Annotated in this window: 16 protein-coding genes; 3 read left to right on the top strand and 13 right to left on the bottom strand. The window is 61.1% G+C overall.

Annotated elements, in window-relative coordinates:
* Positions 1-36: 36 nt before the first annotated feature.
* On the bottom strand, positions 37-594 hold the full coding sequence (locus ACFJIU_RS16830; RefSeq protein WP_379061679.1) for an SH3 domain-containing protein: 558 nt from the start codon (positions 592-594) through the stop codon (positions 37-39).
* Positions 595-758: 164 nt separating this feature from the next.
* Here ACFJIU_RS16830 and ACFJIU_RS16825 point away from each other — a divergent pair, with 164 nt between their 5' ends.
* Positions 759-1,760 (top strand): D-glycerate dehydrogenase, encoded by a 1,002-nt coding sequence (locus ACFJIU_RS16825; protein WP_144223299.1) that lies wholly within the window; start codon positions 759-761, stop codon positions 1,758-1,760.
* Between the two features lie 18 nt (positions 1,761-1,778).
* On the opposite strand, the gene ACFJIU_RS16820 is transcribed toward ACFJIU_RS16825, so the two are convergent.
* The 9 genes from ACFJIU_RS16820 to ACFJIU_RS16780 all read right to left on the bottom strand — a co-directional run bounded on the left by ACFJIU_RS16820 (position 1,779) and on the right by ACFJIU_RS16780 (position 11,276).
* The gene (locus ACFJIU_RS16820) at positions 1,779-2,261 is read right to left on the bottom strand and encodes a GNAT family N-acetyltransferase (protein ID WP_379061677.1); all 483 of its coding nucleotides are present in this window, start codon (positions 2,259-2,261) and stop codon (positions 1,779-1,781) included.
* Positions 2,258-3,016 (bottom strand): molybdopterin-synthase adenylyltransferase MoeB, encoded by a 759-nt coding sequence (locus ACFJIU_RS16815; protein ID WP_379061675.1) that lies wholly within the window; start codon positions 3,014-3,016, stop codon positions 2,258-2,260. The genes ACFJIU_RS16820 and ACFJIU_RS16815 overlap by 4 nt, the downstream gene beginning before the upstream one ends.
* A gap of 31 nt (positions 3,017-3,047) precedes the next feature.
* Positions 3,048-4,193: a DNA replication/repair protein RecF gene (recF, locus tag ACFJIU_RS16810; protein ID WP_379073132.1), complete on the bottom strand. Its 1,146-nt coding sequence runs from the start codon at positions 4,191-4,193 to the stop codon at positions 3,048-3,050.
* A gap of 52 nt (positions 4,194-4,245) precedes the next feature.
* Positions 4,246-5,364 carry a DNA polymerase III subunit beta gene (dnaN, locus tag ACFJIU_RS16805; protein WP_379061674.1) on the bottom strand — a complete coding sequence of 373 codons (1,119 nt, stop codon included), beginning with the start codon at positions 5,362-5,364 and terminating at the stop codon, positions 4,246-4,248.
* A 198-nt stretch (positions 5,365-5,562) separates the two neighbouring features.
* Complete coding sequence (gene dnaA / locus ACFJIU_RS16800) at positions 5,563-7,101, bottom strand: chromosomal replication initiator protein DnaA (RefSeq protein WP_379073130.1); 1,539 nt, start codon at positions 7,099-7,101, stop codon at positions 5,563-5,565.
* Positions 7,102-7,922: 821 nt separating this feature from the next.
* The gene (gene rpsT / locus ACFJIU_RS16795) at positions 7,923-8,189 is read right to left on the bottom strand and encodes a 30S ribosomal protein S20 (protein ID WP_129410688.1); all 267 of its coding nucleotides are present in this window, start codon (positions 8,187-8,189) and stop codon (positions 7,923-7,925) included.
* Positions 8,190-8,347: 158 nt separating this feature from the next.
* The gene (locus ACFJIU_RS16790; RefSeq protein ID WP_379061672.1) at positions 8,348-9,121 is read right to left on the bottom strand and encodes an enoyl-CoA hydratase; all 774 of its coding nucleotides are present in this window, start codon (positions 9,119-9,121) and stop codon (positions 8,348-8,350) included.
* A gap of 36 nt (positions 9,122-9,157) precedes the next feature.
* Positions 9,158-10,048, bottom strand: coding sequence for a bifunctional DNA-formamidopyrimidine glycosylase/DNA-(apurinic or apyrimidinic site) lyase (gene mutM, locus ACFJIU_RS16785; protein ID WP_379061670.1), 891 nt, complete (start codon positions 10,046-10,048; stop codon positions 9,158-9,160).
* Positions 10,041-11,276, bottom strand: a complete 1,236-nt coding sequence (locus ACFJIU_RS16780) for a phosphopentomutase (RefSeq protein ID WP_379061668.1) — start codon at positions 11,274-11,276, stop codon at positions 10,041-10,043. The genes mutM and ACFJIU_RS16780 overlap by 8 nt, the downstream gene beginning before the upstream one ends.
* Before the next feature lie 157 nt (positions 11,277-11,433).
* Here ACFJIU_RS16780 and ACFJIU_RS16775 point away from each other — a divergent pair, with 157 nt between their 5' ends.
* Positions 11,434-12,393: a phosphate/phosphite/phosphonate ABC transporter substrate-binding protein gene (locus tag ACFJIU_RS16775; RefSeq protein WP_379061666.1), complete on the top strand. Its 960-nt coding sequence runs from the start codon at positions 11,434-11,436 to the stop codon at positions 12,391-12,393.
* On the opposite strand, the gene ACFJIU_RS16770 is transcribed toward ACFJIU_RS16775, so the two are convergent.
* The 3 genes from ACFJIU_RS16770 to ACFJIU_RS16760 form a co-directional block, all read right to left on the bottom strand.
* Positions 12,390-13,016 carry a TadE/TadG family type IV pilus assembly protein gene (locus tag ACFJIU_RS16770; RefSeq protein ID WP_379061664.1) on the bottom strand — a complete coding sequence of 209 codons (627 nt, stop codon included), beginning with the start codon at positions 13,014-13,016 and terminating at the stop codon, positions 12,390-12,392. The two genes, ACFJIU_RS16775 and ACFJIU_RS16770, sit on opposite strands and share 4 nt — an antisense overlap.
* Positions 13,017-13,048: 32 nt before the next feature.
* Positions 13,049-13,645, bottom strand: a complete 597-nt coding sequence (locus ACFJIU_RS16765; RefSeq protein ID WP_379061661.1) for a TadE/TadG family type IV pilus assembly protein — start codon at positions 13,643-13,645, stop codon at positions 13,049-13,051.
* A 139-nt stretch (positions 13,646-13,784) separates the two neighbouring features.
* On the bottom strand, positions 13,785-14,201 hold the full coding sequence (locus ACFJIU_RS16760; RefSeq protein ID WP_379061659.1) for a pilus assembly protein N-terminal domain-containing protein: 417 nt from the start codon (positions 14,199-14,201) through the stop codon (positions 13,785-13,787).
* A 207-nt stretch (positions 14,202-14,408) separates the two neighbouring features.
* Between ACFJIU_RS16760 and ACFJIU_RS16755 the strand changes: the two genes are divergently transcribed.
* Complete coding sequence (locus ACFJIU_RS16755; RefSeq protein ID WP_379061657.1) at positions 14,409-14,927, top strand: prepilin peptidase; 519 nt, start codon at positions 14,409-14,411, stop codon at positions 14,925-14,927.
* The last annotated feature ends 143 nt before the right edge of the window (positions 14,928-15,070 follow it).

Raw genomic sequence — 15,070 nt, 5'->3', positions numbered from 1 at the left:
GGAATCGAACTGGACCTCAGTCCCGCGTCGTTTGGTCTACTCGTTGATCTTTTCGCCGGGGTAGGCACCCCAGACCAGCGATTGGCTGATCCAGCCGGTATGGCCGCTCAGGCTCATTTCGCACCACTGCCCGTCACAGGACTTGATGGAGCCGATGACACCCGGCTCGATCATCGCAATCACGCTGGCATCCTTGGCGGTGCTCTTCACGAGATTGATGCGCACATCCTTGCCGCGTTGCCACGGCGCGATGATCGCCGTGCGCTTGCCCGACAGCAGAGCCTGGCTTACCCAGCCCTCGGAACCGTCGGCATCACGCACACGCCGCCAGGTATCGTATTCCTGCACGATCTCCATCGGCAGTCCGGCCCTGGTGTACATCCAGTCGACGGAATAATTGACGCCCGGGCCGACGCGTGAGTTGACCCGTGCCGACTTCAGGCTGACGAACCGGGGCAATGGCAAGCCGCTTGGCCCCAATGTCACCGTCTGAACCGGCGCTGCGGCATTTTGCGCCGTCGCGACCGGAGTAAGCGTGAGCAGGCCAAGCATTGTCGCGGAGAGAATCAGACGTAGCGACGCGAAACCAGACACGTTCGTTCCTTTTTTCCAGCGCTGTCGGCAATCCTGCGCACGCGCCTTTTTCTTTGTCTTCGGCGGTCCCACTTGTTACATGAGGCATGGCTACCGAGACCAGTTTGCAGTTTCGCCGGTCTTGGTTAAAGAGGTCTCAACAGCATCCCGGGAACGAGGAAACGATGGCCGGCAAAAAGAAGCCTCTCGTTGTGATCACGCGCAAATTGCCTGATCCTGTCGAGACGCGGATGCGCGAGTTGTTCGACGCCAGGCTGAACGTTGAAGACAAGCCCATGTCGCGCGAGGAGATTGCCGCGGCGTTGCGGGAAGCCGATGTGCTCGTTCCCACCATCACCGATCGCATCGATGCCGAGCTCATCGAACAGGCCGGACCGAACTTCAAGCTGATCGCCAGCCTCTCCAATGGTGTGGATCACATCGATGTCGCAGCGGCCTCGAAAAAGGGCATCGCAGTCACCAACACGCCGAATGTGCTGACCGAAGACACCGCCGATATGACAATGGCGCTGATGCTCGCTGTGCCGAGACGGCTCGCCGAAGGCTCCAACGTGCTTGCCGGCGACAGGAAATGGCCCGGTTGGTCGCCCACCTGGATGCTTGGCCGGCGCATCTGGGGCAAACGGCTCGGAATCGTTGGCATGGGCCGTATCGGCACCGCGGTTGCACGCCGTGCCAAGGCTTTTGGCCTCTCGATCCACTACCATAACCGCCATCGCGTCCTGCAAAGCGTGGAAGACGAACTTGAGGCAACCTATTGGGAAAGCCTCGACCAGATGCTGGCCCGCATGGACATCATTTCTGTCAATTGTCCCTCGACGCCGGCCACATTCCATCTCCTCTCGGCCCGGCGACTGGCGTTGCTGCAACCCACCGCCTACATCGTCAACACGGCGCGCGGAGACATCATCGACGAGGATGCGCTGATCAAGTTGCTGCAGGACGGCAAGATCGCCGGCGCCGGCCTCGACGTCTACGAGAACGAGCCGGCGCTGAACACCAAGCTGCTCAGGCTTGCCGCCAAGCACAAGGTGGTGCTGCTGCCGCACATGGGTTCGGCGACCCTGGAGGGGCGCATCGATATGGGCGAGAAGGTCATCATCAACATCCGTACCTTCTTCGACGGACACCGGCCGCCGGATCGCGTGCTGCCCGCCCGCGCCTGATCATCGCCTGTGATGCGTCTATGACAGCGTCTTGCGCATGGTCACTGATGTCGGCCGGTTATAGCCGGCATGGGCGGTTCGCCCGGTCTCCACAAAGCCCAGGCGGGTGAAGGCTGCCTGATTGCCGGTCAGTTCCACCCGCGCCTGCAATTCGAGCACAGGCTTTCCCGCGGCGCAGGCATGAGCCTCGGCGGCTCGCATCAGTTCGCGCCCGATCTTACGACCCTGAAGGCCAGGCTCGACCGCCAGCTTGCCGACATAGAAATGCCGCGCGTGTTCGGCGGCGAAGATGCAGCCGACGATCTGGTCATCCTGCATGGCCAGGAACCCGGTTTCCGTGCCTGCCTTTTCGCGCAGGCCATCCACCGATAGCCGGTGCGCGGAGGAAGGCGGGTCGATCACGCCATCCATGTAGGCGAAGGCGCGCATGATCAGGGTGAGCAATTCGTCCCAGCGTTCGAAATCAGAAGGCAGTCTGGTCACTGCGATGTCGATGCTCATCCCTGGCTCCGATAGCGGATGGTGTCGAAACGCGCGGCCAGCCCGTCGTAAAGCAGTAGCCGCCCAACCAGCGGCTCACCGATTCCGGCCACGAGCTTGATGGTCTCCATCGCCTGCAGAGTGCCGATGACGCCGGTGAGCGCGCCGACTACGCCGGCAACCGCGCAGGACGGCACCAGGCCAGGTGGCGGTGCTTCCGGGAAGAGGTCGCGATATGTCGGGTTCGGGCGTCCATCCGGCCCGTTTTCAAAGGGTTTCAGGACGGTGATCGAGCCGTCGAAGCGGCCGACGGCAGCATGGACCAGTGGTTTCTTCTCCACTGCGCAGGCGTCTGCCAGCACATAGCGGGTTTCGAAATTGTCGGAACCGTCCACCACGACATCGTATGCGCGAACGATGCTTGCCGCGTTTTCCGCCGTCAGGCGCAGATCGTGCAATTCCACCGTGACATGCGGGTTGATGCGGGCGATCGCGACTTTGGCGCTCTCGCCTTTCGATCTCCCGACCGCGCCCGTGTCGTGGATGATCTGTCGCTGAAGATTGGAAAGCGACACGGTATCGTCGTCGACGATGCCAAGCGTGCCGATGCCGGCTGCCGCGAGATATTCCAGCACCGGCGCACCGAGCCCGCCGGCGCCGAGAACCAGCACGCGTGCGCGTTTCAGCTTCTGCTGGCCGGCTCCGCCGATTTCCGGCAGCACGACGTGGCGTGCGTAGCGTTCGAGTTCTTCGTCGGAAAGGGCAGGGCTGTTCATGCCGAGACCATACCGTCCTGCCTGGCGGTTGTCAGGCGTCAGCGGTTGGCACAACAGCGCCGTGATCGACACTGAGGAACTGCGCACGACCGCGCAGGCTGGAGAACAGTGCCGCGTCGGTGCCTGTCATGAATGCCTGGCAATTCAGCTCCTCCAGGATCGAGAACAGCGCCGCGCGCCGACCGGCATCGAGATGTGCCGCGATCTCGTCAAGCAGCAGGATGGGGGTGAGACCGGACATCTCGCCGGTGAGGCGGGCGTGCGAGAGCACCAGTCCAACCAGAAGCGCCTTCTGTTCCCCGGTTGAGCAAAGTTCCGCCGGCATTGCCTTCGGACGGTGCCGCACCAGCAGGTCCGATCGATGCGGTCCGTCCAGCGTGCGGCCGGCTGCGCGGTCGCGGTCGCGGCCGCTGGCCAGCGCCTGGCGGAATTTCTCCTCCAGTTCGACCGCTGGCATGGTGTCGATCTCAGTTTCCAGTTCGCCTGCGAGTGCGATATCAGCCTGCGGGAAAGGTCCGTCACCCGGCAGTTTCTCGATCATCGCGGACAGAAGCCGCACCATTTCGCTGCGGGCGGCTGCAATCGCCACGCCGGTTTCCGCCATCTGTGTCTCGATCGCGTCGAACCACGCGCTGTCACGCGTGCCGTCGGCAAGCAGGCGGTTGCGGCCGCGCATGGCCTTTTCGTAGTCCAGCGCACGCTGGCCGTGGCTGCCGTCGATCGCAAGCACCAGCCGGTCGAGGAAGCGCCTGCGGTCGCCGGCGGGGCCTGTGAACAGCGCATCCATCGCCGGCGTCAGCCAGACGATACGCAACCATTCCAGCATGTCCTCGGCCGAACGTGCCGCCGCGCCATTGATGCGCACGCGCCGCCCACCTTCACCAGGGACGTCACCACCTGCAACGCCGGTGCCGATTTCAGCCTCCCCGGAAGGGCCGTCGAGACGGACATGCAGTGCGAAACCACCGTCGCTCCCTTCGCGGGCGACCTCGCCGTAGGGCGCTCGGCGCAAGCCTCGTCCGGGTGTGAAAAGCGAAATGGCCTCAAGCAGATTTGTCTTGCCCGCGCCGTTATCGCCGGTGAAGACAACCGCTCCAGGTTTCAGGTCAAGCGACAGCGCCGCATAATTGCGGAAATTGGTGAGGGCGAGCCGGGTGAGGTGGGTCTGCGCGCTGATTGCGCCCTCCCGGCTCGGTTCGTTTATCATGGGATCAAGGCGATGCGCGCGACTAAACGCGCATCGGCATCAGCACGTAGAGCGCATTCTCGTCGCTGGTGTCGTGGATCAGGGTGGGGGAACCGGCATCCGCAAGCATGAACCGAGCCTCGCCGCCGCTGAGTTGAGCGGCAACATCGAGCAGGTAGCGTGCGTTGAAGCCGATCTCGATCGGATCGGCGGCGTAGTCGGCCGCCAATTCTTCAGTCGCGCTGCCAGAGTCGGGATTGTTGACCGCCAGCGTGACCTGGCCATCTGAGATCGTCAGCTTCACCGCACGTCCTCGCTCCGAGGAGATGGTGGAAACGCGGTCAACCGCGGCCGCGAAAGTCTGACGATCGATGACCAGCTTCTTGTCATTGCCCGTCGGAATGACCCGCTGGTAGTCGGGAAAGGTGCCGTCGATCAGCTTGGATGTAAGGACCACGCTGCCGATGGTGAGGCGGATCTTGGTGTCGGAAAGCTCGGTTGTTACCGCGACATCCGGATCGTCGACAAGTTTCTGCAGCTCGCTGACGGTCTTCCGTGGGATGATAATGCCCGGCATGCCCTCAGAGCCCGCTGGCGCATCCATCTCGGCGCGCGCGAGGCGATGACCGTCGGTCGCTACCGAACGCAACTTGAGCTTGCCGCCCACCTCGTGGGTGTGCAGGAAAATGCCGTTGAGGTAGTAACGCGTCTCTTCAGTCGAGATCGCGAACTGGGTCTTGTCGATCAGGCGCTTCAGGGCGGTCGCTTCGAGCCGGAAGATATGGGAGAACGTGCCGGCCGACAGTTCCGGGAAGTCGGACTGCGGCAGGCACTGCAACCGGAAGCTGGACCTGCCGGAGATGACGGTCATGGCATTGCCGTCCTCATCCGTCTTCAGCATCACCTCGGCGCCGTCCGGGAGCTTGCGCACGATGTCGTAGAGCAGATGCGCCGGCACGGTGGTGGCGCCCGACTGTTCCACTTTGGCGGGTGCAGCTTCGGTCACCTCCAGATCAAGGTCGGTGGCCTTCATTTCCAGGCTGCCGCCCTCGGCCATCAACAGCACGTTGGACAGGATCGGTATGGTGTTGCGGCGCTCGACCACGCGGTGAACGTGGTTGAGGGATTTCAGGAGATTGGACCGTTCGAGGATAACACGCATGACGATGAAGGCTCGCTTGAATGACTTTCGAGGTTCCGTGAAACGGCGCCCCGCGAAAGGTCTGAACACATTCAGATTCTAACCAAGCTGACAGGAAAAACCCCTTGAACGCAAGCCCGCGGAACCGGCAGCGAGCGGTTCCGCGGGCTTTGTCGGGGATAACGGCGGATGCGGGCGGCTTGGTTGCCGCCCGGCTCGTCAAGCCTGGTCGTTAATCAGCCGGCGGAGCAGTTCGAGCTCCTGCGCCAGCGTGTTGTCGGCGCCCGACAGATCCTCGATCTTGCGGACAGCGTGGAGAACCGTGGTGTGGTCGCGGCCGCCGAACCTGCGGCCGATTTCCGGCAGCGAGCGCGGGGTCAAGACCTTGGAGAGGTACATTGCCACCTGCCTTGGCTTGACGATGGTGCGGGTACGCCTGTTCGACAGCAGTTCCGTCTTCGAGACATTGTAGTGGCGTGCCACGATGCGCTGGATATCCTCGATGCGCACACGTTTCGGTTCGCCGGTGCGATAAATATGACCAAGGATCTCGTCGATGCGGTCGATCGTGATCTGGGGCTCGAACGACTGCCGGAAAAGCAGCTGGTTGAACGCGCCTTCCAGTTCGCGGCCGGAGCCGGTCACCGTGCGGGCGACATGGTCGAGGATATCGTCGGCGATGTCGAGCGAGGTGTCGTCCTGCTTGGCCGTGGCCAGACGCTGCTTCAGCATGGCGAGGCGCATGCTGTAGTCAGGCGCAGCCATTTCGAGCGCTACGCCGCCATTGAGACGCGAGCGGACGCGCGGCTCCAGCGACTCCAGTTCGGATGGCGGCCGGTCTGCGGCGACAACCACCTGCTTGGCGCTGTCGAGCAGCATGTTGATGAGGTGGCAGAATTCGTGCTGGATCGACTTGCCTTGCAGAAACTGCATGTCGTCGATGATCAGCAGGTCGATGTCACGCAGCTGCTCCTTGAGGGTAAGCGCATTGTTGTCGCGGATCGCGGTGGCGAAGCGCCACATGAAATACTCGGCGGTCAGATAAACGACGCGCGACTTCGGATTGTGGCGCAGCGATTCCGCTGCGATCGCCTGCAGAAGATGGGTTTTGCCCAGTCCCACGGTGGCGTGGAGGAACAAGGGGTTGAAGCGCACCGCACTCGAAGCGGACTCGGCGACGGCACGTGCTGCCGCGAAAGCCACGCGGTTCGACGGCCCTTCGACGAACGAGCCGAAAGTGTAGCGCGGGTCGAGTGGCGAACCGAGAACATTCTGACGGAAATCCGGCTCAACCGCCGCGCCGCGTGCCATCGGAGCACGTTCCTGCTTGCCGGCGCCCAATGTGGTGCCGGAGGACAGCGTGGTCTGCGCCTGTTTGGCGACCTTGCGCAGCGGCGCGGCCTCCAGGTCAGGGGCAGCGTGGCGTGTGGCACTGCGAACGACCACCTCGACCTTGAGGATACCGGTTTCTTCCTGCTTCCACAGCTCGGTGATGACGTCGAGGTAGTGACCGTTGATCCAGGAGCGCAGGAAGGCGGTCGGCACCGACATGCGGGCGACGCCCTTGGAGAGCTCCACAAGCTTCATGCGGCCGAACCAGCTCGAATAGACCTCGCTGCCGAGGCGCGCCTTCAGCTGTGCCCTGATACGCTCGAAACGCTGTTCAGCCTCGTTGCTTGCAGCCATTGCGCCTTCTCCGACGATGTCCCCGGAAAAAGGAAAGCTGCCGCCGAGCTCCCTGTTTGTGCCACTCTGTATCATTCAGATCCTCGTTACTTTGTCTGACGTGTACCGGCGGGCCGATCTTCGCAGCCTTCTCCCGGTCTCATACCTCCCAAGTCCCCAGCCGCCGCTGGCTGGAAACGTGGTCTAGCGCATGCAAGGGTAAACAACCCCCATCGATGCAATACGAAGCGACAGAGACAAAACGAACCCATCCGGCAAAAATGCCAGCTGCGTCCGACCTGCCATGCCCTGTTAACCCCGGTCCCCACTACGCATCGAAAGGACAGATCCAGCCTCTCGCGGAATTGCTTCCGCGTTGCAGATTTTGCCTGTTTTTGGGCTAGGTCGAGAGCCTAACGGCCCGCCCCTCTCGATGACCAGACATTACAGAAATCGCTGTGGAAAGGGCAAGGCCGCGTCTAACGGATTTTTAACGAATCTGGCAGCCACGGAGGGGCATTTAGCTCCCCCTACACGTGCCTCCCGAGGCAAAGTTCTTGTGATTCAAACCCTTTTCCGGCGAATATGAAAAAGGGTAGCTGGCGCGAAATAATTTTTAAAAAATCGCTTGACATTGAGTTCTTCCCGAAGCCTGGCTTGCGATGTGAACAAGCTGTGGATAATCCCGCGCAGGTCTTTGCTAACCGACTGAAGTTAAAAGGTTATTTATGCCGGATGGGATTTAGCTGCGGGTCCGTGGCTGCGTCTGGAACAAAGATGCCGGCAAAGTTCTCGACATGTTCGATAACTGCCGCTGCGGCAGCTATTGAACGTTCATTTCAAGTCATTGCCGGCAAACGAAAAAACCCGACGCGTGAGCGCCGGGTTTTCAGAATTTTGCGATGCCTTGTGGCTTAGGCCGACAGCGTCTTCAGGCGCTGAGCAAGGCGGGAGACCTTGCGGGAGGCGGTGTTCTTGTGCAGCACGCCCTTGGTGGCGGCGCGCATCAATTCCGGCTGGGCGTCCTTGAAGGCCGCCTCGGCGGCAACCTTGTCGCCGGCTGCCAGCGCTTCTTCCATCTTGCGCACATAGGTGCGAACGCGCGAACGGCGGTTCTTGTTCACTGCCGCACGGCGAGCGATCTTGCGCGTAGCCTTCTTGGCCGACGAGGTATTGGCCATACTGCCTCTCTTCTATCTCTATGGTAAGCGTTTGCGGCGTGCCGCAGGGCGCAAAAAACAATGGGCAGCCATGGGGCCGCCTCAGTCGTGGCGGCTTATAGTTCAGCTTTTCCGGCGCGTCAACGCCGCGACTGCTCATTTTTGAGCAGCCCTTGGGTCTAACGGTTGCTGAAATTGGCCTTTCGCTTCTCGGCAAAGGCGGCCATGCCTTCCTTTTGGTCATCGAGCGCAAACATCGAGTGGAAAACACGCCGTTCGAATCGCAGGCCCTCGGCGAGCGTTGTCTCGTAGGAGCGGTTCACGGCTTCCTTGGCCATCATGACAGCGGGCAGCGAGAAGTCAGCGATCTTGGTTGCGGCCTTCAGTGCCTCGTCGAGGAGTTCAGCCGTTGGCACGATACGCGAGACGAGACCGCAGCGCTCGGCTTCCGCAGCGTCCATCATGCGCCCCGTCAGCACCATGTCCATGGCTTTGGACTTGCCGACGAAGCGTGTCAGCCTCTGCGATCCGCCCATGCCGGGCATGACACCAAGCGTGATTTCGGGCTGGCCGAACTTGGCATTGTCGGCGGCGATGATGAAATCGCACATCATCGCCAACTCACAGCCGCCGCCCAGCGCATAACCGGCCACTGCCGCGATCACCGGCTTGCGGGCGCGGGTGAGTTCCTCCCAGCCGACGAAAAAGTCCTGCATGAAGGCCTCAACATAGGTCTTGGTCTGCATCTCCTTGATGTCGGCGCCGGCGGCGAAGGCTTTTTCGGATCCGGTGATGACCATGGCACCGATGCTGGTGTCAGCCTCGAAGGCTTTCACCGCCTCGAGGATATCGGCGAGGACCTGCGAATTCAGCGCATTCAGCGCCTTGGGCCGGTTCAGCGTGATGAGCCCGACCTTGCCGCGGGTCTCGGCGATGATGGTTTCATAGGCCATGGCTCGGTCTCCTCATTGCGGTGAGACCCGTCTAGCCTACTCCTGGCAGGAGCGGCAATAGAACGTGGAGCGGCCGCCTTGAACGATCCGTTCGATATGCCCGTTACAGCCCGGTTTGGAGCAAGGCTCCCCCTCGCGGTCATAAACGGCGAAAGAGTGCTGGAAATAGCCCAGCGAGCCGTCAGTCTGCACATAGTCCTTCAGCGACGAGCCCCCGGCAGCGATCGCGTCAGCGATAACCGAACGCACCGCCCCGGCCAGCTTCTCGCTTTGCTCTCGAGTTGTTCTGCCGGGACCGGAAATTGTACCAGCCGCGCGCGTTGGCAAAAGGCCAGCCCGCCACAGTGCTTCCGAGACGTAGATATTGCCGAGGCCCGCAATCAGCCTCTGATCGAGCAGCGCCGCCTTGAGCGGCGTCTTCCGGCCCTCGAAGAGGGAGGCAAGCAGCGGGCCGTCCAGTGCATTGCCGGTTGGTTCGACGCCGAGATCCTTCAGCATGGGATGCTCGCCGGCCGCGCCTTCGCCGAACAGCATGAAGCCAAAGCGACGCGGATCGTTGAAGACGACACACGCCTCGCCTCCGAGCGCCGTCTCGAGGTGGAATACGACATGGTCATGGGTCGCGGCTTTCGAACGCTCATGATGAAAGTCGCCCGGCGCAGCGGCGCCATTGGCCTGTTCGATACGAAAGGAACCGGACATGCCGAGATGGCAGATCAGCAATGGCCCTTCTTCCATGTGCATGGTCAGATATTTGGCACGTCGGCCAAGCGCGGTGATACGTCTGCCCTCGAGTCGTTCAACGAAGCGCTCTGGGAAAGGAAAGCGCAGATCAGGGCGGCGTGCCTCCACGGTGACGATGCGGGCACCTTCCATGACCGGTTGCAGTCCGCGCCGGACGGTTTCGACTTCTGGCAATTCAGGCATGGTCACCAAGCTCAGTGAAGAACGACGTGCCATGGCGCCCGGGCGGCAGGCCGAGATGCTCGGCCACGGTTTCGCCGATGTCGGCGAAAGTTGGCCTGAGTCCGATGTCGCCACCTCTGAGGCCCGGGGCAATGCCGATCACTGGAATTCGCTCGCGCGTATGGTCCGTGCCCCGCCAGGTCGGGTCGTTGCCGTGGTCTGCGGTCAAGATGAAGAGATCGCCAGTCCGCAGTTTTGCCAGGGCTTCGGGGATGCGCTTGTCGAACGCTTCGAGCGCCGCTGCATAGCCGGCAACGTCGCGGCGATGACCGAAATCGGTATCGAAGTCGACAAAATTGGCGAAGACGAAATCACCGTCGCGTGCGTCGTCCATCGCTGTGAGCGCCTTGTCGAACATCGCCATGTTGCCCGGCGCTTTCCGCACCTCCGAAATGCCGCGATGGGCAAAGATGTCACCGATCTTGCCCACGGCGATGACGCGGCTGCCGCGCGCCGTCAGCCGGTCGAGAAGTGTCGGCTCGGGCGGGGGGACAGAAAAGTCGCGGCGGTTGGGTGTGCGGATGAACGTTGCCGCGGTTTCACCGATGAAGGGACGGGCAATGACACGGCCGATGTTCAACGGATCGACAAGTCGGCGCACGATCTTGCAGAAATCATAGAGCCGTTCGAGGCCAAAATGGTCCTCATGCGCGGCGATCTGCAGCACCGAATCCACCGACGTATAACAGATCGGCATGCCCGTGCGGATGTGTTCCTCACCGAATTCTTCGATCACGCCGGTACCCGATGCATGCCGATTGGCGAGGATACCGGGCACGTTGCCTTCACGGATCATCGCTTCGGTGAGCGAGGCGGGAAAGGCCGGGATGGTGTCCGGAAAATAGCCCCAGTCGAAACGAACCGGCAGCGCGGCGATCTCCCAGTGACCGGAGGGTGTGTCCTTGCCGCTGGAAACCTCTTGTGCTGCGCCGTGGAAAGTACCCTGTCTGGAAGGGGCGTCGGGAAACACAAAACCTGTTGCCGTCCTGGCGGCGCGAGCGAGACCGAGTGCCGCCATGTTGGGCACGGCGAGCGGTCCGTTGCGGAGACCTTCACGGTCGGCCTTTCCCGCGACGCACGCTTCGGCGATGTGGCCGAACGTGTCGGAGCCCTCATCGCCGTATTTTCCGGCGTCGGCTGCGCCGCCGATACCGAAGGAATCCAGAACGAAGATGAAAGCGCGCGCCATTCGAGCCTTTCGGTTTGTTTGTCGGCCAAGACATAGGATCGCGCAACGGCGTTGGCAATTCGGAAACCAAACGGCAACGGCTTCCGTTGATAATGGAGGGAAGCGACTTTTCGGCAAAGCCGCGTCCGAATTGTGCAAGGGGATCAATCCTGGGCTGATGCTGAGTCGTTTTCGCCTCCTGCGCTGTTGGAAGGTTCTGGCCGCCGCGGCTTTGCTGGCCACCGCCGTTTCGCCTGCGCGTGCCGATTGGCGCGACGACATCGGCACATTCAGGATCGGGATCGTCGCGGAACCAGGCGCTGGCAACACGGTGCCTGGTCTTTCAGCCTTGACGCGGGCCTATTCCATGGCGCTCGGCATGAAGGTCGAGTTCCTGGTCGCGCCGGACTATGCGACGCTGATCGAAGCGCAGGCAGCCGGCCGCGTCGAATATGCAATCTATTCTGCCATGGCCTATGCGGCGGCGTCCGAGCGCTGTGGCTGCGTCGAGCCGCTTGTCGCGCCGACAGATGACGACGGGGCGACCGGTATCCGCTCGATCCTGATAACCCGGGACGGCAAGGTCTCGTCACCACAGGCCATGGCCGCCCATCGTATCGCGGTGGGACCAGCAGAAAGCATTGCGGGCTGGCTGCTGCCTCTGGCGGAACTGACGCCTGCCCAGATTTCTTTTTCGCAGGAGAGCCCGTTTCTGGAGCATGCGCCCTCGGCCTCTGCTGCCGAGGCGATGCTGGTCGAGAACAAGGCCGATGCCATCTTCGGTTGGGCGCCGTCCGGCTCCGACAATGATGCGGCGACAGGTGGCACGACCGCAAGACTGAAGGAGGCGGGTCTGCCGGCAGGTTCGTTACAGGTGATCTGGCAGTCGGGCCTGCTGCGTTATGGACCGCATGCCGTGTTGAAAAACCTCGATCCGGAGGCCAAGCGGCGTCTTTTGGTCTTCTTGACCAATCTCAAGGGACAGACGCCGGAAACATACCGCCTGGTGGAGCCCAGACATTCCGGAGGCTTCGCTGCAGTCAGTCACCGCGACTACGCAGTCGCTGAAACGATCCTGCGCGAGGCTGTCCAGCCGGAATCCAAACCCGATCGAGCGAGCGACGAACCTGCCCGTTAGCAGTCCGTGCAAGTGAGTTTCGATACCGTGCGTGGCCGCAGCAGATAGCTCTCGCCCATCGTGATGCTCTTGAAGGTATTGAGCAGTCCAAGCTGCTCACCCCCTGCGGCCCAGACGATCAGCGGTTTGTAGTCGAGGTTGCTGTCCACCTTGACGAGAAATGTGTCCTTGATAGCCAGCGCGGAAGGAATGGCGACTTCTGTTCCTACCGTAAGACCCTGGCTGAAAGTATCAGCGTCCAGCTTGCGTGACCAGGCAACCTTTGCCTTCGGCATCGGATCGGTGGTCAACTGCAGGCCGGTGATCGTAATGGTTGGTTTGGACCGGGCGTAGGGCAGGAGCGTCGTCTTTCCGATATCCATCACACTTTGGATATCGCTCTTGGTGATGGAGCTCCCGGGGTTCTGCGCGATCAGGTCAGCCACCATGCTGCCGAGGCGACTTACTTTCTTGTTGGTTTCAATCGCTTGCGAAGCCTCCAGGGTCAGGAAGTACATCATGAGCAGGACAGGAGCCAGGAAAGCGAACTCGACCGCTGCTACGCCGCGATTGTCCTTGCCGAGCCTTCTAGCGATCGCCTTGAGCCTAGCAACCGTCGGCCATTTCGGCATTTGAAGCTGCATTTCGGTTCCTTCGCGAGGGTACGATACCCCGGTCACTTGCCAAAGGGTTCGTTCGACCAGGTATTGGTTGCAAAATGCAGGGTGGAGCCGTCCTTCAGGTTGGCCATCGATTTTTTCAGCAGGTCGGTGAACACCGGCCATTTGTAGAAGACGCGCAGCATGTTGATCGATTGTTCGCCGCCAGGCTCGGCGACGAATTGTTTGGAATCCACATTGGTCCCGTCCATGAGGACGATGTCGCCATTGACGATCTGATAGGAATGATCCGCTGCATCCTGGTATGAGGAGTAGTTGCGCAGATCGATCTTCAGGCGGTTGGTGCAGTCGTTGACCGTCAGGACGTTGAGCCGGTCGCAAATCTTCGTCTTCAGGGAGTCGACGGTGACGACATTGGCCTTCAGCTGGCCGGTCCGCAGCTGACGAGCGAGGTCGTCGGTGGCATTTGTCAGCACTTCCTGGCCGGCGAAGGAAAGGCAGCTCTCGAGGATCGCGAAGACAAGCAGCGAGAATGGGATGGCGAGAGCTGCGAATTCGATGGCTGTGCTGCCACGACGGTCGCGTGCGAAACGGGCAAGAAAGCCAAGACGCCGCGCTGCGCGCGCCTTATCGCGTTTGTCTTCCTGCCCCATACGCCTGGAACCCTCAAGCCGAACCCGCCGGAAGCCTAGACCAAACCTGTTGAAGGCCCGTTTTGTTGATTCCTAAACTAACGGATGAAGTCTTTACCTGAGCTTAACCAGAGAGAGGACCGGACGCTTTCGAAGCCGCCTATTGGCCGGCGTTCATTTCCGTCTCGGAAACCTTCTCGGCCTCGGTCTTTGTCGCGCTCTCGCAATAAGGCGTGCACGACATGGTCTGGACCTGCGAGCGTCGATAGATGCGGACCGAGCTGACGGCCTGGCGAACGACTGTGACCTGTTCGTCCAGGATGGGGCTGCCCTGATTGTCGAGAGCCACGATGTTGGTGACGCCGAAACCCTTGCCGGTCAGCACGATCGTGGAGGCGTCCTGCACGGCGGCATCGGCGATGGCCGAATTGCCGATGACCACGGTGTCGGCGGCTCGTGGCAATTTCACGATCCTGGCCTGGTTCATGGTAACTTCGATACCGACCTCGGCCTTGGAAGGCGAAGCAATCGCGGCGGCGATGGCCACGGCCACGATCAGCGGTTTCGACAGGGACATCTCGGTCTCCGGCACGGCAAAAGTCGAAAGGGAAGATGAACGAGATTGGTGAACCAAGGGTTAAATGCCCCTGGCTGATGGCCGCGAAATGGTGTGACGGGCCTGGCTGACGGGCAGTATACACGGCTTTTGTGTGGTTCGGCTCATCTATCCTTAACGGAGTTGGATTAGAGTTTTTGCCATCGCTGTTCTTTTTCATGTCAGGCCATGCTTGTAGCGCTGATCTTTGTCGTCTTTCCGTTCTGCATGCTGTTCGCGGCAGTTTCAGACATGCTGTCGATGACGATCGCCAATCGTGTGTCGGTGGTTCTGACCTTGACCTTCATGGCGGTTGCACCATTCACCGGCATGGATTGGGCGGCCTATGGTCTGCATCTGGCGACCGGCATGTTGGTCCTGTGCTTCACGTTCGGCCTGTTCGCCATGGGTGGCATGGGTGGCGGCGATGCCAAGCTTCTGGCTGCGACTTCTGTCTGGATGGGCTTCAACATGAACCTTCTCCAGTATCTGGTGTTTGCATCCCTTATCGGCGGCGCATTGACGCTTGCCATTCTCGTCTACCGAAAATCGCCATTGGCATCCCTGACTGGTCACAGCACGTTCCTTCGCCATTTCGCTGACGAAAAGGTGGGCGTGCCTTACGGGATTGCGCTGGGCCTGGGCGGTTTGCTTGCTTTTCCGGAATCGCCGCTGGTGCTGTGGGCTCTGGCGAAGCTCTCGGCCTAGTTGCAGATTTCGTCGGTAACGGAAGTTGTTGGTTGTACTGTCCTTGCAGGTGTCTGCGCGACCGTTGGAAACCTATTCCTCTAGATCGTCGAATTAGAACTCCATTAACCATAATTTGACGATTTTGGACGCACAGTCCGACC

The organism is Mesorhizobium sp. UC74_2 (assembly GCF_042701485.1).
GTDB lineage: Bacteria > Pseudomonadota > Alphaproteobacteria > Rhizobiales > Rhizobiaceae > Mesorhizobium.
Note: the sequence above shows the minus strand (reverse complement) of the source record. Positions and strands in the feature narration are given on the sequence as shown.

Excerpts from the sequence above, each read along its gene's own strand:
- ACFJIU_RS16815 (WP_379061675.1), bottom strand. The coding sequence starts at position 3,016 with ATGAACAGCCCTGCCCTTTCCGACGAAGAACTCGAACGCTACGCACGC.
- ACFJIU_RS16790 (WP_379061672.1), bottom strand. The coding sequence starts at position 9,121 with ATGGCCTATGAAACCATCATCGCCGAGACCCGCGGCAAGGTCGGGCTC.
- ACFJIU_RS16765 (WP_379061661.1), bottom strand. The coding sequence starts at position 13,645 with ATGGGGCAGGAAGACAAACGCGATAAGGCGCGCGCAGCGCGGCGTCTT.
- ACFJIU_RS16775 (WP_379061666.1), top strand. The coding sequence starts at position 11,434 with ATGCTGAGTCGTTTTCGCCTCCTGCGCTGTTGGAAGGTTCTGGCCGCC.
- mutM (WP_379061670.1), bottom strand. The coding sequence starts at position 10,048 with ATGCCTGAATTGCCAGAAGTCGAAACCGTCCGGCGCGGACTGCAACCG.
- rpsT (WP_129410688.1), bottom strand. The coding sequence starts at position 8,189 with ATGGCCAATACCTCGTCGGCCAAGAAGGCTACGCGCAAGATCGCTCGC.
- ACFJIU_RS16755 (WP_379061657.1), top strand. The coding sequence starts at position 14,409 with ATGCTTGTAGCGCTGATCTTTGTCGTCTTTCCGTTCTGCATGCTGTTC.
- dnaN (WP_379061674.1), bottom strand. The coding sequence starts at position 5,364 with ATGCGTGTTATCCTCGAACGGTCCAATCTCCTGAAATCCCTCAACCAC.
- ACFJIU_RS16780 (WP_379061668.1), bottom strand. The coding sequence starts at position 11,276 with ATGGCGCGCGCTTTCATCTTCGTTCTGGATTCCTTCGGTATCGGCGGC.
- ACFJIU_RS16820 (WP_379061677.1), bottom strand. The coding sequence starts at position 2,261 with ATGAGCATCGACATCGCAGTGACCAGACTGCCTTCTGATTTCGAACGC.
- ACFJIU_RS16770 (WP_379061664.1), bottom strand. The coding sequence starts at position 13,016 with ATGCAGCTTCAAATGCCGAAATGGCCGACGGTTGCTAGGCTCAAGGCG.
- ACFJIU_RS16825 (WP_144223299.1), top strand. The coding sequence starts at position 759 with ATGGCCGGCAAAAAGAAGCCTCTCGTTGTGATCACGCGCAAATTGCCT.
- ACFJIU_RS16760 (WP_379061659.1), bottom strand. The coding sequence starts at position 14,201 with ATGTCCCTGTCGAAACCGCTGATCGTGGCCGTGGCCATCGCCGCCGCG.